At 50.9% G+C, this 19,914-nt stretch carries 13 protein-coding genes; 9 read left to right on the top strand and 4 right to left on the bottom strand.

Annotated features, from left to right (window positions below; genetic code table 11):
• Nucleotides 1-246: 246 nt before the first annotated feature.
• Nucleotides 247-783, bottom strand: coding sequence for a hypothetical protein (locus HMPREF0673_RS00645; RefSeq protein WP_040596138.1), 537 nt, complete (start codon nucleotides 781-783; stop codon nucleotides 247-249).
• A gap of 358 nt (nucleotides 784-1,141) precedes the next feature.
• Entirely contained in the window at nucleotides 1,142-1,837 is a 696-nt protein-coding gene (locus HMPREF0673_RS00640) for an MgtC/SapB family protein (RefSeq protein WP_007896769.1), read from the bottom strand.
• Between the two features lie 200 nt (nucleotides 1,838-2,037).
• Here HMPREF0673_RS00640 and mgtA point away from each other — a divergent pair, with 200 nt between their 5' ends.
• From mgtA to HMPREF0673_RS15015, 5 genes are all read left to right on the top strand, one after another.
• Complete coding sequence (gene mgtA, locus HMPREF0673_RS00635) at nucleotides 2,038-4,707, top strand: magnesium-translocating P-type ATPase (protein WP_172633630.1); 2,670 nt, start codon at nucleotides 2,038-2,040, stop codon at nucleotides 4,705-4,707.
• Nucleotides 4,708-4,742: 35 nt separating this feature from the next.
• Complete coding sequence (locus HMPREF0673_RS00630) at nucleotides 4,743-5,780, top strand: carbohydrate porin (protein ID WP_007896767.1); 1,038 nt, start codon at nucleotides 4,743-4,745, stop codon at nucleotides 5,778-5,780.
• Nucleotides 5,781-5,937: 157 nt separating this feature from the next.
• The gene (locus HMPREF0673_RS00625) at nucleotides 5,938-6,624 is read left to right on the top strand and encodes a response regulator transcription factor (protein ID WP_007896766.1); all 687 of its coding nucleotides are present in this window, start codon (nucleotides 5,938-5,940) and stop codon (nucleotides 6,622-6,624) included.
• Nucleotides 6,624-7,994 carry a HAMP domain-containing sensor histidine kinase gene (locus tag HMPREF0673_RS00620; protein WP_007896765.1) on the top strand — a complete coding sequence of 457 codons (1,371 nt, stop codon included), beginning with the start codon at nucleotides 6,624-6,626 and terminating at the stop codon, nucleotides 7,992-7,994. The genes HMPREF0673_RS00625 and HMPREF0673_RS00620 overlap by 1 nt, the downstream gene beginning before the upstream one ends.
• A 169-nt stretch (nucleotides 7,995-8,163) precedes the next feature.
• On the top strand, nucleotides 8,164-8,397 hold the full coding sequence (locus HMPREF0673_RS15015; protein WP_083825681.1) for a hypothetical protein: 234 nt from the start codon (nucleotides 8,164-8,166) through the stop codon (nucleotides 8,395-8,397).
• Nucleotides 8,398-8,477: 80 nt separating this feature from the next.
• On the opposite strand, the gene HMPREF0673_RS00615 is transcribed toward HMPREF0673_RS15015, so the two are convergent.
• Together HMPREF0673_RS00615 and HMPREF0673_RS00610 are read right to left on the bottom strand one after the other, a co-directional pair.
• Nucleotides 8,478-8,663 carry a hypothetical protein gene (locus HMPREF0673_RS00615; protein ID WP_040596137.1) on the bottom strand — a complete coding sequence of 62 codons (186 nt, stop codon included), beginning with the start codon at nucleotides 8,661-8,663 and terminating at the stop codon, nucleotides 8,478-8,480.
• Nucleotides 8,664-9,145: 482 nt separating this feature from the next.
• On the bottom strand, nucleotides 9,146-10,717 hold the full coding sequence (locus HMPREF0673_RS00610; protein ID WP_007896763.1) for an NAD(P)/FAD-dependent oxidoreductase: 1,572 nt from the start codon (nucleotides 10,715-10,717) through the stop codon (nucleotides 9,146-9,148).
• A gap of 443 nt (nucleotides 10,718-11,160) precedes the next feature.
• Here HMPREF0673_RS00610 and thrA point away from each other — a divergent pair, with 443 nt between their 5' ends.
• The 4 genes from thrA to HMPREF0673_RS00590 all read left to right on the top strand — a co-directional run bounded on the left by thrA (nucleotide 11,161) and on the right by HMPREF0673_RS00590 (nucleotide 19,834).
• On the top strand, nucleotides 11,161-13,596 hold the full coding sequence (gene thrA, locus HMPREF0673_RS00605) for a bifunctional aspartate kinase/homoserine dehydrogenase I (protein ID WP_040596136.1): 2,436 nt from the start codon (nucleotides 11,161-11,163) through the stop codon (nucleotides 13,594-13,596).
• A gap of 390 nt (nucleotides 13,597-13,986) precedes the next feature.
• Complete coding sequence (locus HMPREF0673_RS00600) at nucleotides 13,987-17,703, top strand: type IIG restriction enzyme/methyltransferase (protein ID WP_007896761.1); 3,717 nt, start codon at nucleotides 13,987-13,989, stop codon at nucleotides 17,701-17,703.
• Nucleotides 17,704-17,765: 62 nt separating this feature from the next.
• A complete protein-coding gene (locus tag HMPREF0673_RS00595; protein ID WP_007896760.1) occupies nucleotides 17,766-18,368 on the top strand; it encodes a riboflavin synthase in 603 nt (200 codons plus the stop codon).
• 122 nt (nucleotides 18,369-18,490) lie between these two features.
• Entirely contained in the window at nucleotides 18,491-19,834 is a 1,344-nt protein-coding gene (locus HMPREF0673_RS00590; protein ID WP_007896759.1) for a TolC family protein, read from the top strand.
• Nucleotides 19,835-19,914: the final 80 nt, after the last annotated feature.

Genomic DNA, 19,914 nt, shown 5'->3' with positions numbered 1-19,914 from the left:
TTCCGCATTTCACTTTTTTGTAGTAACTTTGCCCATGAATTAAAACAAACGCTATGTTCAAACGCAAGATATTAAGCAAATTAGAAGCATGGAAAAGAATGGAGTTATGCCGCGGTTGGCATAACTCCATTCTTATTTTAATTAACTCTATCTAAAGATGTCAAAAAAAGAGTAAGTACAAAATGCACATACGCTCCAAAATAATACAAACTATTTGGCAAATAAAGTTAACGAAAAAAACAACGTCTATTTGATGTAAAAGGTGAAACAATAGGCATTCCCATCCACGGATACGTCAACAACCACATTTCCTTTCTTCAGCGTTGCCCACTTGCCATCGACCTCCGCGGTTTTGAAATGGAACTTGTTCCTTAGTTCCGATTTTATGTAGTTATAGGCACGTTTGTTGTAGACACGGATTGAGACGAAAGATCCGAAACCAACGCTTCCAGCTATCAGCACAGAAGAGTTACCCTTACCATATTTAATCGGACTGCCGTCTGCCGCCACCATACAATTCTTATAGTACACATCCTCATAGTAGAAATCGTTCAACTCAGGGTCGTGATAGCGCCCGCGAAACGCATAGCCGCTCCTTTCCGCAATCTTCTTAATACCAGCATTGCCCTCTTTCACACTCTTTATCAGCTCACCAATGCTAATGATATCATTGAAAGACGCAAGCAGCGCAGCAGACGGTCGCGGCGCACCCATCACGGAAGACTGGCTATAGCAGCAAAGCGAGCTGGTCATGAATATCAGAAAAGATACTAATACTTTCATATTGTATGGTTTAAGTAAATGTTTTTAGTGACGCTGCAAAGCTTGCATTTTTCGGATATAATGGCTGCAGGTTCTCTGCATGTTCTTCAGTGTGCTTTTGCGCTTTTGCGCTTTCTACGCTTGGATTCTATTACTATCATGATTCAAAGACTTTTTCGCCAAAACGTTGAATGATGTCAGACTTGATTTTGGATGGAAGGTTACAATATCTGAATTTATTATTAGTTGATTATCAGTGTTATACGCTCTAAACGGTAGAAAAGTGACTGTATGGATTCTGATTAGATACGAAAAGGTGATTATTTAACGTATTTAACTTTCAATCACATCGGAAATCACTCTAAGCAATATGTAATAATCAGAAGTCTTCCTGTGGCGATTCTTCTTTCTCCCATCCTGCGCTGAACACCTCCGAGCGTGAGCGCAGTCGCGACACAACGAGATCTAAGAGCACTTTGTGTTCGCCTAACGTTTCCATGTCGCAACAAACAGTTACTCGGTCGTCATCGCCTTTATAGAAAAGCGAATTGAGCCTTACGTCCTGGTCGAAAGCAAGCGTATCCATGATGAGTTTCTGCACGCTGCCTGACGCATTGCGCTGACATTCAGCACGCACAGAGTAGTGGAACACCTTGGCTGTACGCTTTTCGAGGAATGTACACAACGGACGGAAAAGGCAATGCGTAATCAACACGCACGCCACCAATACGGCAGCCTCGCAGTAGGCACCCACACCCGAGAGCGTGCCACAGGCTGCCGAGCACCATATCGTAGCAGCAGTGTTCAACCCACGCACGGTGAAGCCGTCTTTCAGAATCAATCCGCCACCCAGAAAGCCAATGCCCGACACTATCTGCGCAGCCACACGCGAGGGATCGCCGCTACCTGTTGTCATCGAATAGGACAACACCGTAAATGCGGCTGCGCCTACTGCAACGAGAATGTTTGTGCGCAGTCCGGCATTGCGCTGGCGGTACTGTCGCTCCACTCCAATCAGTGTACCCATAAGAAAAGCACATCCTATTCTTGTAAGAAATTCAGTAAAGAGAATCATAACTATTTGTTTTTCGGCAAAGTTACGGTCTTTTCCTGTTTTATTATATTAGAGATGTATTAGAGCCGTATTAGAATTCCATTAGAGCCTGTTCTAATGGAATTCTAATACGGCTCTAATAGTTTTCTAACCGACGCTATCGGATTGTGTGAGTAATTTTGCAGCGCGAAACGAAAACAACAACCCATTAAAATGAACTAATTATGTGGAAGACAAAAAAGAAAAACAGTAAGATTGCCTTCAACACCGAGAGGGTGCTGATGGCAGCAAAGGTGCAACTGGAGAACGTGTACACCCACTTCCAGACCACATCACTGGGTCTGACTGACGAGGAGGTGGAGAAGCGACAGGGGCTGTACGGCAAGAACGAGATTGAGCACGAGAAGAAGAAGCGCCCGTTGGTGATGCTCGCCAAGGCGTTAATCAATCCGTTCGTGGGTGTGTTGACGGTGCTGGTGGCTATCTCGTTCGTCATGGACGTATGGATGGCTGACCCGGGCGACAAGGATTGGACTTCCATTGTTGTCGTGACGACGATGATTGTGCTGAGTGCGCTGCTGCGCTTCACACAGGAGTGGAAGGCTAACCGTTCGAGCGAGGCTCTGCAGAAGATGGTGACGAACACGTGCTACGTGGTGCGTGCAGGCACGGCAAGCAGAGGCGGAACACCGGGCGACGAGACAAGCAACGAGGAACTGGTGCCGGGCGACGTTGTGATGCTATCGGCGGGCGACATGATTCCGGCGGATGTGCGCATCGTGGAGTCGAAGGACTTGTTCGTAAGCCAGTCGAGCCTGACGGGCGAGTCCGACTCGATAGAGAAGTTCGCCACGCTCTCGAAGCCGCGCGAGCACTCGGGCAGCATCGTTGACCTCGATAATATCTGCTTCATGGGATCTAACGTGGTGAGCGGTTCTGCCAAGGGTATCGTGTTCGCTACGGGCAACCACACCTACCTCGGCACTATAGCGAAGAGCGTGGCGGGACATCGTGCGGCTACGGCGTTCGACCGTGGCATCACGAAGGTGAGTCTGCTGCTCATACGCTTCATGCTCGTAATGGTGCCTATCGTGTTTCTGGTGAACGGCATCACGAAGGGCGACTGGATGGAGGCGTTCATCTTCGCCATATCGGTGGCTGTGGGTCTGACGCCGGAGATGTTGCCTATGATCGTGACGGCGAACCTCTCGAAGGGTGCGCTTGCCATGTCGCGCAAGAAGACTATCGTGAAGGACCTTAACGCCATTCAGAACTTCGGCGCGATGAATATTCTCTGCACCGACAAGACGGGCACGCTGACGCAGGACCACATCGTGTTGGAGCGACACGTGAACGTGGATGGCACGGAGGACAAGGCAAACCGCATTCTGCGCCACGCCTACTTCAATAGCTACTTCCAAACAGGACTGAAGAACCTCATGGACCGTGCCATTCTCTCGCACGTGAAGGAGCTGGGACTGGAGTCGCTGAGCCGTTCGTACAAGAAGGTGGACGAGATACCGTTCGACTTCCAACGCCGCCGTATGTCGGTAGTGGTGGAGGACCTCAGCGGCAAGCGACAAATCATCACAAAGGGCGCTGTGGAGGAGATGCTCGGCGTGTGCTCTCATGCCGAGTTCGACGGCAAGGTGCTGCCGCTGACAAAGGAGATGCGTGCGAAAGCGCTGCGCTTCGTGATGGAGATGAACGAGCTGGGTATGCGCGTGCTGGCTTTGGCGCAGAAGAGTTTCTTGAGCAAGGAGAACAACTTTGCCATCGAGGACGAGAAGGACATGGTGCTCATCGGCTATCTCGCCTTCCTCGACCCACCAAAGGAGTCGGCTTCGCAAGCCATAAAGCAGCTGCACGAGCACGGCGTAGAGGTGAAGGTGCTCTCGGGCGACAACGACGCTGTGGTGAAGTCGATAGCGCGACAGGTGGGCATCGACACAGCTAACGCCACGACCGGACCCGAACTGGAGGTGATGAGCCAGGAGGCGAAGACGCAAATGGTGGAGAAGTGCAGCATCTTCTCTAAGCTGACACCGATGCAGAAGGCTGAAATCATACAGCTCTTGCAGAAGAACCAGAACACAGTGGGCTTCCTCGGCGACGGCATCAACGACGCTGCAGCACTGCGCGAGTCGGACATCGGCATATCGGTAGACTCGGCTGTGGACATAGCAAAGGAGAGTGCCGACATCATCCTGTTGGAGAAAGACCTGATGGTGCTGGAGAACGGTGTGCTCGAAGGTCGCAAGACGTTCGGCAACATTGTGAAGTACGTGAAGATGACCGCCAGCTCCAACTTCGGCAATATGTTCAGCGTGCTGGTAGCGAGCGCCTTCCTGCCCTTCCTGCCCATGCTGCCTATCCATCTGCTCATACAGAACCTGCTCTACGACATCTCGCAGACCACCATTCCGTTCGACCGCATGGACAGCGAGTATCTGCGCCGTCCGCGCATCTGGGATTCTGGTGACTTGAGCCGCTTCATGATATGGATTGGTCCGATCAGTTCGATATTCGACATCGCTACTTATCTGGTGATGTGGTGGGTGTTCAAGTGTCAGGGTCCGGACATGGAGTCGCTGTTCCAGTCGGGCTGGTTCGTAGAGGGCTTGCTCTCGCAGACACTCATCGTACACATGATACGCACACGCAAGGTGCCGTTCGTGCAGAGTTCGGCTTCGTGGCCCGTAATGCTCATGACGTTCTCTATCATGGCTGTGGGCATCTGCATACCGTTCACACCGTTCGGCAGTTCGATTGGTCTCACGCCGCTCCCATTGTCTTACTTCCCGTGGCTCGTCGGCATATTGCTCGCCTACTGCGTGCTCACGCAGTGGCTCAAGACGCTGTACATCCACGTGTTCAAGCGCTGGCTATAATAGGAGGAGGGTGTGCAAAACACAAAACATCAGAAATGAAACGTATTCTTATTATTATAAGCAGCTTCTTCCCCTGCCTTTGCGCTGCACAAACCTTTTCGAGCGAATACACCGCAGAATGGCAGTGGGACATGAAGCGCAAGATTAACTGGGTGAACCTGCTGCGCCTGAACATGGACATACAGCTCTTCGACGGCAAGGGCACCATTGAGGCCTCAATTCTACACATCGCTAAGACCAACGATAGAATAGCCGACGACTGGCAGACATTCTCGAACATAGAGGAGGACAACCGCGTTGCCACCCTCGCCGTACTGGGCTACATGCACGAGTGGCAGGCGGCGCATCTGTTCGTAGGCGTGAGGAACGTGAACGAGGACTTCTTCACGTCCGACGTAACGTCGCTATTCACCAACAGTTCGTGCGGCATCTTCCCCACCATCGCCGCAAGCTATCCCATAGCCAACTATCCGCTCTCGGGGCTTACCGTCTATTTCGATGTGTCGAAGGGCAACTGGCTTTTCAAGAACAGTCTGTACAACGGCGCAGGCTACAACGGATGGAAGCGCAAGGACAACCCGTTCGTGGTGCACCCGAAGCGAGACGGAGTGTTCAACATCTCGCAACTGGAGTATGCCAACCGCGGTGCGCACTACTTCGCTGGCGTAGCTGTACACTCGCGGCAATATCCTGTGCAGGAGGATGGCGAGATGGTGTCTGCCGACAAGGCGCTGCGCAAGACTACCTGCGCATGGTGGGTGTACGGCGAACAGCCGGTATGGTCGTCAGCCGAGCGCAGCGTGACGTGCATGGCGCAATACTCTGAGAACACCTGTCACCAAAGTGCCTGCTACAGATACGCCGAGGCGGGCTGCGCATACACAGACAGCCTCAACCTGTGCGGCGCAACCGTTCAATGCGCCCGATTCAAGCAGGGCACAGAGTGCTCCGTTGAACTGACATACCGCCGCCAACTGAACCGACACATCGCTCTGCAGCCCTCGTTCCAATACATCAACAACAAGGTAGGTAGCTTCACTGTGCTCAGCGCACGTCTGTGCTGCAGTTTCTGACCAATTAGGAGAGTTAATTAACTTTCCTACCATACTAACACAGTCTACATAAATTCTTGCTAATTATAGCTGCAATTCAGCAGTTTTAAAGAAAGAAAAGTGTAACTTTGCAGCAGTTTCATGTGTCGAAAAGTGTAAATCACAAACCAGAACAACTATGATCAGCATATTAGTTATAGAGGACGAAAAGCGTGTGGCCGACCTTCTGAAGATAGGTTTGGAGGAAAACGGCTATCAGATAATGGTGGCGTACGACGGCGAGATGGGGCTGCGCCTCTTTCAGAACAACGCCTTCCAGCTCGTCATCTCCGACATCATACTGCCGAAGTTGAATGGCTTCGAGGTGTGCCAACAGATACGCCAGCACGACGAGCAGATACCCATACTGATGCTCACGGCGCTGGGCACTGCAGACGACAAGCTCGAAGGCTTCGACGTGGGCGCAGACGACTATATGGTGAAGCCGTTCGACTTCCGCGAACTGCTCGCAAGGGTGCGCGTGCTACTCAAGAGGCGCGCCGTGAGCGGCACCGAAGCGCCGAAGCAGATTGCTTACGCCGACCTGAAGATAGACCTTGAGCGACAGGAGGTGATGCGCGGCGACACGCCGATAAAGCTCTCGCCGAAGGAGTACAACCTGCTGGTGTATCTCGTGGAGAACGTCGAGAAGGTGGTGAGCCGCATAGAGATAGCCGAGAAGGTGTGGAGCACGCATTTCGACACCGGCACCAACTTCATCGACGTATACATCAACTATCTGCGCAAGAAGATGGACAAGAACTTCGACGTGAAACTGATACACACCAAGCCCGGTGTGGGCTTCATACTAACAAGCAGACTATAATGAAAATACGTACAACCCTCACTCTGAAATATACCTGTGTCACAGCTACCATCTTCCTGCTGTGCACGGTTCTCATATACCTGCTCAGCGAGCACACCCGCGCGCAGACTTTCTTCCGCGACCTCAAGAGCGAGGGCATAACGAAGGCTAATCTGTTCCTTGCCGGACAAGTGGATGCACAGACCATGCAGTCGGTGTATCTGAACAACCGCAAGTTCATCAACGAGGTGGAGGTGGCTGTATACACCACCGACTTCCACATGCTCTACCACGATGCCATACACAACGACATAGTGAAGGAGACGCAGCAGATGATAAACGAGATACTCAGACAGCGAGAGATAGAGTTCAGCATAGGCAAGTATCAGGGCATAGGCATGGTGTACCTCTACAAAGGAAAAGAATATATCGTGACCGCCGCCGCCTACGACGGCTACGGCCATGCCAATCTATCGGGCCTGCAGAACACGCTTATCATTCTCTTCATAATAGGCCTCACGCTGCTCTTCGTTGCGGGCTACTTCCTCGCACGCCTTGCGCTGAAACCGATACAGAACATTGTGAACGAGGCTGAAACTATCACCGCCTCGCACATCGACCGCCGCTTGCCGGTGAAGAACGAGAAGGACGAGTTGGGCGAACTCTGCATTGCGTTCAATGCGCTGCTCAACCGACTTGAGGTTTCGTTCGAGTCGCAGAAGCAGTTTGTCAGCAACGTGTCGCACGAGCTGCACACTCCGCTTGCCGCCCTCACCGCCGAACTGGATGTGTCGCTGCAGAAAGACCGCACCAACGAGCAGTACAGACACGCTATGCAGAACATCCTGCAGGACGCAAAGCGCATGACCCGACTCATCGACGGCTTGCTCAATCTGGCAAAGGCCGACTACTGCAAGGAGAAGATTAGCATGCACGAGGTACGCCTCGACGAACTGCTGCTCGACGTGCGCGAACTCATTCTGCGTGCGCACCCAGACTACTCCATCGAACTGCTCTTCTCTAACGAGGAGGAGGACGACGACCGACTCATAACCACGCACGGCAACCCCTATCTGCTCAACATTGCCTTCGCCAATCTCATAGAAAACAACTGCAAGTACTCTGCCAACCACTCCTCAATCGTGCAGATTTCGTTCTACAACCGCTGGAGCATAGTGCGTATGTCGGACAACGGCTGCGGCATGTCGGCAGAAGACAAACAGCAGCTCTTCACCTTGTTCTATCGCGGAGCGAAAGAGAACGCCGTAGAGGGTCACGGCATCGGCATGACGCTCGCCCATAAGATTGTGAAGCTGCACGAAGGCAACATCGCCGTACACTCGGAAAAAGGCAGAGGCACGAGTTTCATCGTTGAGCTGCCCCACGTCTGATTGCCACTTTTTACTTAAAAGCAAAAAAGATTGTAAGTGTATCCGCGATGCTAGTATATATACATCAAAAAATATCGCTCAAGTTTTTATCCCAAATCCTAATGATTTGAGATAAAAGGGTACCGATTCGTGCTCTACGCTTGGTACCGATACAGCACTATCGGCATTTATCGCGACAACGAGTTATTGCGCCAACGTTTCTGATAACATCATGAACGTATTGGGCAATAATGACGAAACAACACAAATTGAGAAGCAGAAGAACCAGCCTTTGGTTTTGCAGAAAGCCATTGACATGGTAAAGAGTTCTCTTGCGGGTCACTATTCGCACAGTTCTCATTCTTTACACAGTTCTCACAGCTCGCATAGCTCACACTCGTCTCACTATTCAAGTCGTTACTAAGGATAGTGATTCGCAAAATCATTGCGAGTTGTAAAATAATTTGGGAGGGGCGTTTCGAAATGCGCTCCTCCCTTAATATTTTATCTACTCAAGCCTTTCCTCTTCATTGGTTTCATCATCTTTGTCGCCTGTCGCAAACATCGTCTTATCCATTCTATCTCATTTTCGTCCTTCTCACGTCCCCAATCCTTGGTGTCGCTACCGCCACCACCTTGACTTTCAGCAAAGTTAGTTGCCTCGTTGATGTAGCCAATATACAGGTACATTGCACAATAGATAATTTTGTCGCCATAATTAATGTAGTCCATTGCAAAGCTATCGTCAAAAAGACAGCTGTAGTGAACTGTGCAAAAGCTGAGGAAAAGTATGTAAAACGTGTGGTTTTGTGAGACAAAAGTCGTTACCAAAAAATAGTATCAACTAATAGTAAAACTAAATATAAACTGTGGCAACAGGCTTTACAGTTAAAACAGTAAGTGGACAACTATAAGTATTAAACTACAGCTAAAACATCATTGCCACGCTACCGAAACTTTATTGCCACGCTACAACAACTTTATTGCCACGCTACCGAAACATCGTTGCCACGCTACCGCAACATCGTTGTCACGCTGCTATAATAAATGGCAGATAACTGGAAGATTCGGACTATCCTCAGCTATCTACCAGCCATCTACCATCCTTTATATATCTGAGATACAGAGCATTATAAGGAAACTGGAAGATATGGTAGATTTTTTCGCAAAACTTAATTTTTCAGATACTCTGCACACATTTCTGCACAACGTTCGCCGTCGACACCAGCCGACACGATGCCACCGGCGTAGCCTGCACCCTCGCCACAAGGGAAGAGCCCCTGTATACGCACGTGCTGCAGCGTAGTGAAGTCGCGGGTGATGCGCACGGGCGATGATGTGCGTGTCTCGGTGGCGATAAGTATCGCCTCGTTGGTGAGGAAACCGTGACTCATCTTGCCGAATTTCTTGAAGCCTTCCTGCAGGCGTTTGCCCACGTGCTGCGGCATCCAGAAGTGAAGGGGCGAGGATATGAGTCCGGGGGCATAGCTGCTCTTGGGCAGGTCGTAGCTCAGGCGGTTGTTCACGAAGTCTGCCATGCGCTGCGCCGGAGCGGTCTGCTTCATGTTGCCCTGCTGCCAGCATGCACGCTCCAGTTCCTCCTGGAAGTGCATCACGCGCAACGGATCGTTCTCGTCGCCGCCCACGTCCTCGGGGCGTGTCTCTACGACCATGCCCGAGTTGGACCATTGTGTGCCGCGGTTGCTGGGGCTCATGCCGTTCACCACAATCTGCTGCTTGTCGGTGGCTGCCGGAATGACGAAGCCGCCGGGGCACATGCAGAACGAGTAGACGCCGCGGCCGTCCACTTGCGTCACGAAGCTGTACTCGGCAGCGGGCAGATACTTGCCGCGTCCGTTGCGCGAGTGATACTGTATCTGGTCTATCAGCTGCGACGGATGCTCAAGGCGCACGCCGACGGCGATGCCCTTCGCCTCAATCTCTATCTTCGCCTCGGCGAGGTAGCGGTAGACATCGCGTGCGGAGTGGCCCGTGGCGAGAACGACCGGTCCACGGAATGTCTTCTCGGCACCCGTCTGCAGGTCGACAGCCTCAACGCCCACCGCCTTGTCGCCCTCGAGCAGCAGTCGAGTCATCTTGGTTTGGAAGTGAACCTCGCCACCGCAGCGTATGATAGTGTTGCGCATAGCCTCGATAACCTGCGGCAGTTTGTCGGTACCGATATGCGGATGGGCATCGACGAGGATAGACGTAGAGGCTCCATGCTGGCAGAACACGTTGAGAATCTTCTCTGTGCTGCCACGTTTCTTGGAGCGAGTGTATAGCTTGCCGTCAGAGTAGGCACCGGCACCGCCCTCGCCGAAGCAGTAGTTGCTTTCGGGGGCTACAGCCTGTGTCTTAGTGATGTTGGCGAGGTCTACCTTGCGCTGGCGTACGTCTTTGCCACGCTCAAGCACGACGGGGCGCAAGCCAAGTTCGATGAGTCGGAGCGAAGCGAAGAGTCCGCCGGGGCCCTCTCCTACCACCACGACCTGCGGCTTCCGGCTCACGTCGCCGTACTCGGTGTGTACGTACTCGGCGTCCTGCGGTATCTCGTTGATGTAGACACGCACGGTGAGGTTGATGAAGATGGTGCGCTGGCGTGCGTCGATGCTGCGCTTCAGCACACGCACGGCGTTGACGGTGCGTGCGTCGATGCCCTTCTCGTCGGCAATGTAGCTTATTATGTTTTGCTCGCTCGAGGCTACCACGGGCAGCACTCGTATTTGAAATTCCTGAATCATATCTATTATGTTGTTATTTTTTTGAAGGGTGCGTGGATATAGCAAGATGCCATATCCTCCTATTAATATCTATTATGTTGTTATTTTTTGCTTGGTTGGTGCAGTGGGGACCACTGCACCCCCTGGTGGGGTGCGTGGATATGGCAAGATGCCATATCCTCCTATTAGGGTACAAAATTACACAAACTTATGCGATTTTCATAAGAAACGTAACGTTTTAAGAACATTTTTCGTAATTTTGTCCCCACATCCCAATAACTTTATTGTCAACGACACGGTGCTAACGCTGTCGCTTGACGCAGATGACGACCACGGAGTAGCGTGAAACCTCGCTCGTAAAGAGGACCCCGACGCACGCCAGTTGCACTGCGCTACGAGCCACGTCAGCATCGAAACACAAGCGTCTCCCTGGTATGGAGACATTAACCACAGAACAAAAAGAAATGAAAGTATTGAAGTTTGGCGGAACCTCAGTGGGTTCCGTAGAGAGTATTCTCAGCCTGAAGGCTATCGTAGAGAAAGAGGCGCAGGAGCAGCCCATCATCGTCGTGGTGAGCGCATTGGGCGGCATCACCGACAAGCTCATCGCCACATCAGTGCTCGCACAGAAAGGCGACGAGGCGTGGAAGGACGAATTCCAGGCTATGGTGGAACGCCACCACAAGATGATAGACACCATCATCACCGACCCACGCAAGCGCGAGCAGCTCTTCAACATCGTCGACTCGCTCTTCGAGCAGTTGCGTTCCATCTACTTCGGCGTGTACCTCATACACGACCTCTCGAAGAAGACGCAGGACGCCATCGTGAGCTACGGCGAGCGACTCAGCTCGAACATCGTGGCAACCCTGGTGCAGGGCGCGAAGTGGTACGACTCGCGCGAGTTCATAAAGACCGTGCGCAAGAACCATAAAAACACTCTCGACTCCGAACTGACCAACCGCCTCGTGCGTCGCACCTTCAGCGACCTGCAGCGCATTTCGCTTGTTCCGGGTTTTATAAGCAAAGACCGCGACACCGACGAGATTACGAACCTCGGCCGTGGCGGATCAGACTACACCGCTGCCATCATCGCCGCAGCACTCGACGCCGACATTCTTGAGATATGGACCGACGTGGACGGCTTTATGACAGCCGACCCACGCGTCATAAAGACCGCCTACACCATTAAGGAGTTGAGCTACATCGAGGCGATGGAGCTTTGCAACTTCGGTGCGAAGGTGGTGTATCCGCCTACCATCTACCCCGTCTGCGTGAAGAACATTCCTATCCGCGTGAAGAACACGTTCAACCCCGACAGCGAGGGCAGCATCATCAAGCAGAAGGTGGCTAACAACGACAAGCCAATCAAGGGTATATCGAGCATCAACGGCACCACGCTCATCACCGTAGCCGGTCTGTCGATGGTGGGTGTCATCGGTGTGAACCGCCGCATCTTCACCGCCCTGGCAGACAACGGCATCAGCGTGTTCATGGTGTCGCAGGCTTCGTCGGAGAACTCAACGTCTATCGGTGTGCGCGACCAGGATGCAGCGGAGGCTGTAGAGGTGCTCAACGGCGAGTTTGCAAAGGAGATAGAGACGGGTGCCATGTTCCCCATGCACGCCGAGAGCGGACTGGCTACCATCGCCGTCGTAGGCGAGAACATGAAGCACGTGCCGGGCATAGCCGGCAAGCTCTTCGGCACACTGGGCAGAGCCGGCATCAGCATGATAGCATGTGCGCAGGGTGCATCGCAGACCAACATCTCGTTCGTAGTGAAGAGCGAACATCTGCGCAAGGCACTCAACGCCATACACGACTCGTTCTTCCTGTCTGAATACAAGGTGCTGAACCTCTTCGTATGCGGTGTGGGCACCGTGGGCGGACAGCTGCTCGAGCAGATACACGACCAGTACGAGGAGCTCAAGCGCACCAAGCGACTGAAGCTGAACGTAGTAGGCATCGCTACATCGAAGAAGGCACTATTCAACCGCGACGGCATTGACCTCGCCAACTATCGCCAGCTGCTTGCCGACGCTCCCGAGAGCAACGACAAGAAACTGCGCGACGCAATAATAGAGATGAACTGCTTCAACAGCGTGTTCGTCGACTGCACGGCGAGCAAGGACGTGGCTGAGATTTACCAGCCGCTGCTGGAGCACAACATATCGGTGATTGCAGCCAACAAAATCGCTGCATCGTCGTCATACGAGAAATACGCCTTGCTGAAGGAGACGGCATTGGCACGTGGCGTGTTCTTCCGCTACGAGACAAACGTGGGTGCCGGACTGCCTATCATCGGCACCATCAACGACCTGCGTAACTCGGGCGACGTGATTCTGAAGATAGAGGCGGTGCTCTCGGGCACACTCAACTTCATCTTCAACGAGCTGTCGGCTGACGTTACCATGTCGGAGGCTGTGCGCCGCGCCAAGGAACAGGGCTACAGCGAACCAGACCCACGCATCGACCTCTCGGGCAAGGACGTGATACGCAAGCTCGTAATCCTCGCTCGCGAGGCAGGATATAAGGTAGAAAAGACAGATGTGGAGAAACACCTGTTCATACCCGACGAGTTCTTCGAGGGCAGCATTGAGGAGTTTTGGAAGAACCTGCCTCAGCTGGATGCCGACTTCGAAGCACGACGCAAGCAGCTCGACGCAGAAGGCAAGCGCTGGCGCTTCGTGGCTACGTTCGACCACGGCAAACTCTCTGTGGCACTGAAGGAGGTAGACAGCACTCACCCGTTCTACAACCTGCAGGGCAGCAACAACATCGTGGCACTCACCACCGAACGCTACCGCGAGTATCCGATGCTCATCCAGGGCTATGGAGCAGGCGCAAGCGTTACGGCAGCTGGTGTATTCGCCAATATCATGTCGATTGCAAACATTTAAAATGGCTTAAACACTTGTCAGAATAAAAGGAATGTATTAACTTTGCACAAGCAAAAAAGAAAAAACATAGGGGCGCGCCATGTTCGATCGGGATACTCATCAATAATAAAATCGAAACCGAGAAGACTTCTTTTGCCAATGGCGGGCCATATAAAACCTCAGTGGACTAAGCTGCAAAGCCGGTGGATTACAAAGGCGGAGAGCTCTCAAATCTTGTATACTCGGAGTTTCATCACATCACTGGGCGTCCCTTTTTAATATACAGGAGATTACGACACATGTTGGCGCAGTCTCCTTTTTTTTTATAAATCACGTTAAATAGGATACACACACACACTGTAGTCGGATAAAATTAAGTAACTTTGTAATTGTAGAATACAACTTGCGCCAATGGTATACGAAAGCAAACACATACTGACTCCATCGCAGTCGATACAGAAGTCGTATCTGAGACAACCCACCGACATGGGCGAGCTGGAAAATTTCCGTTGCCAGCTCGAGATACTCCTAAACGAGCTGAACCCAACCGACCCAGAAGAGAGCAACAAGGGACGTGTTAAAACGTTTCTTGAGCAGACCTTATGGCCTTCAACGACATACGAGATTAATGCGTCGGAAAAAACCGACCTTACCATAAAGGACAAGAACATCGGACGCAATGTGGTACTTTTCGAGTTCAAGAAAGTGAATAGCGCGGAAATGGTAACAAAAGACAATCTTGTAAAGAAAGCCATGTTCGAGCTTGTACTTTATTATATACTTGAAGAACACGAAAAGAAAAACACAAGTATAAAGCACCTCGTCATATCCGACGGGTACAAATATTTTATTTTCGAGAAAGCCGAGTTTTGGGAACTATTCGGCAAGGACCGGAAACTGGTAAGCGAGATAAAATCGTCGGAGAACACGGCAAACGAGAAGAGAGAGTATATCTACAACCAGATAATAAGGCCGAAAGTAGAGGCTGTAAAAGACAAACTTTCGTTCACTTTCGTCGATTTGGAAACAATCGCTAAAGAAACTTCTGCTGCCGACATCATTGCAAAGCCACGTTTCAAGGCTTTATTCAAGCTGTTCTCCCCTATCCACCTACAGAAACTGCCGTTTGCTGAAGACCATAACACCCTCAACAGAAAGTTCTATACCGAATTGTTGTACATAATGGGACTTGAGGAGCGTGGCGAAAAGCACCAAATACAACGCCTCGAAGCGAAGAAACGGCAAGCCTACTCCGTGTTCGAACAAGCATACGCCATACTTGCCGACTACGACATTACGACAGACAAGGTAACGGGTAGAGAAATCGACGCACGTTTTGAGACAGCTCTCGGCTTGGTGATAGTGTGGATAAACCGCACACTATTCATGAAGCTTCTTGAGTCGCAACTGATAGCCTTCAACGGAAGCAAGAGAAAATATGCATTCTTCGACAAACTCACCGACTTTGCACTGATGCACTACCTGTTCTGCAAAGTGATGGCAATACCCGAGGCAGAACGCTCTGACGAGATGCGAGCCAAATTCGGAGAGGTTCCATATCTTAACAGCTCGCTTTTTGAGCTTACCGACATCGAGCAGAAATACTTCCCTATAAGCAGTCTGCGCGACAGCGAAGTGGCTGTTATGAAGAACACCTGTCTGAAGGACAATAAGGGGAAGACACTGACTGGCAGAATACACATACTCGACTATCTGAAGAGGTTTCTCGACAGCTACGACTTCGGTGCAGATACAGGCGAGAGCGGAAAGACAATAATAAACGCTTCGGTGCTCGGACTCATCTTCGAGAAGATAAACGGCTACAAGGACGGCTCGTTCTTCACGCCAGGATACATCACGTCATACCTGTGCCGCGAGACGCTGCGCCGCTGCGTGACAGACAAATACAACCAAACGTATGCCACACAATACGCCTCGTTCGACGAGCTCGCCGAAGACTTCGACCCTACCGACAAGACGCGACGCGACGAGGTGAACAGCCTTATCAACAACATACGCATCTGCGACCCTGCGGTCGGCAGCGGCCACTTCATCGTGTCGGCTCTCAACGAACTGATAGCCATAAAATGGGAGCTGAAGGTGCTGAAGACCATCGACGGCAAGCGTTTCAAATATCGCGTAGACGTAGAGGACGACGAACTGGTTGTGACCGATGCCGACGGCGAGCTGCGCTACAACCCGAACGACAGCGAGAGCCAATTGGTTCAGGAGACACTTTTCGAGGAGAAACGCACAATCATCGAGAATTGCCTTTTCGGTGTGGACATAAACCCCAACAGTGCAGAGATATGCCAGCTACGCTTGTGGATAGAACTGCTGAAAAACGCCTATTACATAAAGGGCAACGACGGCAAGCGCCATCTGCAGACGCTGCCAAACATCGACATAAACATAAAGTGCGGCAACTCGTTGGTGATGAAATACCCATTGGATGCCCCTATTGACCATGTGCTAAGAGGAGCAAACGTCACCATAGGCGACTACAAGAATCATGTGGCTCACTACAAGAACAGTCCGTCGAAAGAGAATAAGCACATCGTTGAGCACGACATCTGGATGATAAAATCGAAGCTCAACGAAGGCTACGACAAAGACACCGACAAATACAAGAAATGGGTGAAGGTATGCTCCGACATTCTCTTGCTCGACAACTCGCTCTTTCCGCCTGAGGAAGCCGAGAGCAAACGGCTCTCCGACTTACGCAAGCAGGAAGAGAAGCTTCGTGTTTCATTAGAAGAGGCTTCGACACGCTATGCCCATTTGGGAGCATTTGAATGGCGTTATGAGTTTCCGGAAACACTGAACGAGAAAGGCGAGTTCATAGGCTTCGACTGCATAATAGGCAATCCACCTTACGGCGTATCCATAAAAGACGGATACCGCAAAACCGTGGAAGAAAAGTACGAGCACATGCCCGACTACGAAATATACTACTATTTCATAGCCTTAGGACAAGAGTTGCTGAAAGACAACGGATATTTGGCGTATATCATTCCGAATACGTGGCTATTCAATGTCAATGCAAAAGAATATCGTAAAGACATATTCAACAATTGGAGCATTGTGGAACTGCTGGATTGTACAAATTTTCAAATATTTGAGGCAGCAACAGTTCGCAACTCTGTTATTACCCTACAGAAATCAGCAAATCAGCAAAATAATATCGGTTATAGAAACACGCGCAATCTTTCGGACGAAACGGAAGGCAAGAAATCGTCGGGAAAGGATTATTTCACGGAATTGACACGACGTAAAAGACTCGTTGTTGACAAATCAGAACTGATTGATAAATTCTCACAAAACTGGGGACTTGCGCTGTACCTGACAAAGCAGGAAAAAGGCATTGTGTCAAAAATCAACTCGTTGCCAAGACGACTGAACGAGTTCTTTGACGTATCACAAGGATATATACCATACCGCCTAAAAGATCTTGAGAAAAACTTTGGCAAAGAAGAAGCCAAAATAATAAAAGAAGAACAAAGATGGCATTCAGACACGAAACTCAACGATAGTTACGAACTTGAAATAAAAGGAGAGAATATAACAAAATACAAATGTACTCCAAGCAATGTGTACGTTAAATATGGCAAACACGTTGGTACATATGTTGATATGAAATATTTCAGTTCTCCTCGTTTGCTCGTTCGTGAAATCATCAATCCGTTGATGGCTTGCTACGCTGAAGATACATACATCAACGACCCTGGAATAATAGACGTAATAAAGAATGAAGACAACAACGTCTATTCATTCAAGACATTATGGGGGATACTGAACAGCCGACTGGCTACATTTTTCCTTCTCCGCTTCGCTCCCAAGGCGAGCAAAGGAACATTCCCCAAAGTACTGATAACAGACATAAACAATTTTCCTCTACCGGAAATAGATGATGAAAACAATAAATATTTCTCAGAAATAGAGACATGTTACGATAGAATATTCGCAAAAGACAGAGAACCAGATTCTGACAAAATGTTCGTAAAAGAAAATGAATGGCAAATCGACTATTGGGTATTCAAACTGTATGGCATCACTTCGGAAGAGGACATAGACCTCGTGTATCCCGACTTCTACAAGCTAAAGCCTGCAGATTTCGACATCGAATGAAAATAATGCAACAATAAAAACAAGCAACAAGTACAAACAATATAAACATAAACAAAGTATATATGTTTTCTGGCATAGTAGAAGAAATGGCTACACTCGTAGCACTGAAGAACGATAAAGAGAATGTTGACCTCACACTCACCTGCTCTTTCACCGACGAGCTGAGGATAGACCAAAGCGTGGCGCACAACGGTGTCTGCCTAACGGTGGTGGCTATCGACGGCGACCGCTACACCGTGACGGCGATGAAGGAGACCCTCGACCGCTCTAACCTCGGCGAGCTGAAGGTGGGCGACCGTGTGAACGTAGAGCGTTCGATGCTGATGAACGGCCGCCTCGACGGTCATATCGTGCAGGGACATGTGGACGGCACGGCTGTGTGCAAGGAGATGCGCGACGCTGACGGATCGACATACTACACCTTCGAGTACAAGTTCGACCGCGAGATGGCGGAGCGTGGCTACTTCACGGTAGACAAGGGCTCGGTAACGGTGAACGGCGTTTCGCTCACCGTGTGCAACCCTACGGAGAACTCGTTCACCGTGGCCATCATCCCCTACACACACGACAACACCAACTTCTGCGACATCAAGGTGGGCACACGCGTGAACATCGAGTTCGACATACTCGGCAAGTATATCGCGCGTCTGCAGCAGCTGAAGTAAACGAGCAGGAAGGTGTAGGCTAAAGGCAGCGTTTAAGGTTGCGTGGGTATGGCAAGATGCCATACCCTCCTATTATAGAGAGATTATAAAAGAATAATGAATCAATTAAAGATTATTGAAGTATGAAGAAGATTGGGATGACTTGTCTGGCAGGACTTCTCCTGCTGTCGCCGTCAACCGAATGTGCGGCTAAGCAGTGGTCGCTAAGAGACTGCATCGACTACGCCTTGGCTAACAACATCAAGTTGCAGAAAGCGAAGATACAGGAGTATTCCGCCCTGGAGGACGTGAAGCAGAGCCAGTCGGCTTTGCTGCCGTCGCTCAACCTGTCTACATCGCAGAACGTAAGCTACACGCCGTGGCCACAGCAAGGCAGAGCTACGGTGGCGGACGGCTACGTGCAGTCGAGCGTGGACAAGGTCTACTACAACGGATCGTACTCGCTCATGGGAAACTGGACGGTGTGGAACGGCAACAAGAACCGCAACAACGTGAAGCTGAACAAGGTGGCTGTAGAACAAGCGCGACTCGACTCTGCCACAACAGCCAACAGCGTGCTCGAACAGATTGCGCAGCTCTACGTGCAGATACTCTACTCGAACGAGGCTATCAGCGTGACAAAAGAGAGTCTGAAAACAAGCCAGACCAACGAGCAGCGCGGCAAGACAATGGTAGAGGTGGGCAAGATGAGCCGGGCAGACCTGGCGCAGCTCACGGCGCAGCGTGCGCAGGACGAGTACGCCATCGTGGAAGCCGAGAGCAACCTGCGCAACTACAAGCGCCAGCTGAAGGAACTGCTGCAGATAACGAACGACGAGGAGTTCGACATAGTCGTACCTACAACGACCGACAACATGGCGCTTGAGGCAGTGCCGGCACTGAACGACGTGTACACGGCTTCGCTCGAACAGCGGCCGGAAATAAAGAACGCGAAGCTCGGCATCGAGAGCAGCGACCTCGGCATAAAGGTGGCTAAGGCGGGCAGAATGCCGACAGTGAGCCTCAACGCAGGCGTTACGACCTCTACTTCGTCGATGAGCGACAACGCGTGGGGCACGCAGATGAAGAACAACTTCAGCTTGGGCGGCGGCGTGACGGTGAGCATTCCGCTCTTCGACAACCGTCAGACTAAGACTGCCGTGAACAAGGCGAAGCTGCAGAAGCAGAGCTATCTGCTCGACTTGCAGGACAAGCAGACCACGCTCTACTCCACTATCGAGAACTACTGGCTGCAGGCTGTGACAAACCAGAACAAGTTCAAGGCGGCACGCATTTCGACTGAGAGTGCGCAGGCAAGCTACGAGCTTCTATCGGAGCAGTTCAAGCAGGGTCTGAAGAACACCGTAGAACTGATGACAGGCAAGACTAATCTTCTGCAGGCGCAACAGAACGAACTGCAGAGCAAGTATCTCGCCATACTCAACCTCAACATGCTGGAGTTCTATCAGACGGGAAACATTAAGTAAAAGTAAAATAATTAGAGAGTAAATATGAATAAGAAAAAGGCATTGGTAATGAAGGTGTGTCAAAACTCCCTTATTCTAAA

Origin of the sequence: Leyella stercorea DSM 18206 (assembly GCF_000235885.1) — a bacterium.
GTDB lineage: Bacteria > Bacteroidota > Bacteroidia > Bacteroidales > Bacteroidaceae > Prevotella > Prevotella stercorea.
Note: the sequence above shows the minus strand (reverse complement) of the source record. Positions and strands in the feature narration are given on the sequence as shown.

What these genes read in the sequence shown, in the direction of transcription:
- HMPREF0673_RS00630 (WP_007896767.1), top strand. Translation starts at nt 4,743, where the DNA reads ATGAAACGTATTCTTATTATTATAAGCAGCTTCTTCCCCTGCCTTTGC.
- HMPREF0673_RS00600 (WP_007896761.1), top strand. Translation starts at nt 13,987, where the DNA reads ATGGTATACGAAAGCAAACACATACTGACTCCATCGCAGTCGATACAG.
- HMPREF0673_RS00610 (WP_007896763.1), bottom strand. Translation starts at nt 10,717, where the DNA reads ATGATTCAGGAATTTCAAATACGAGTGCTGCCCGTGGTAGCCTCGAGC.
- thrA (WP_040596136.1), top strand. Translation starts at nt 11,161, where the DNA reads ATGAAAGTATTGAAGTTTGGCGGAACCTCAGTGGGTTCCGTAGAGAGT.
- HMPREF0673_RS00595 (WP_007896760.1), top strand. Translation starts at nt 17,766, where the DNA reads ATGTTTTCTGGCATAGTAGAAGAAATGGCTACACTCGTAGCACTGAAG.
- HMPREF0673_RS00640 (WP_007896769.1), bottom strand. Translation starts at nt 1,837, where the DNA reads ATGATTCTCTTTACTGAATTTCTTACAAGAATAGGATGTGCTTTTCTT.
- HMPREF0673_RS00620 (WP_007896765.1), top strand. Translation starts at nt 6,624, where the DNA reads ATGAAAATACGTACAACCCTCACTCTGAAATATACCTGTGTCACAGCT.
- HMPREF0673_RS00590 (WP_007896759.1), top strand. Translation starts at nt 18,491, where the DNA reads ATGAAGAAGATTGGGATGACTTGTCTGGCAGGACTTCTCCTGCTGTCG.
- HMPREF0673_RS00645 (WP_040596138.1), bottom strand. Translation starts at nt 783, where the DNA reads ATGAAAGTATTAGTATCTTTTCTGATATTCATGACCAGCTCGCTTTGC.
- HMPREF0673_RS00615 (WP_040596137.1), bottom strand. Translation starts at nt 8,663, where the DNA reads ATGTACCTGTATATTGGCTACATCAACGAGGCAACTAACTTTGCTGAA.
- HMPREF0673_RS00625 (WP_007896766.1), top strand. Translation starts at nt 5,938, where the DNA reads ATGATCAGCATATTAGTTATAGAGGACGAAAAGCGTGTGGCCGACCTT.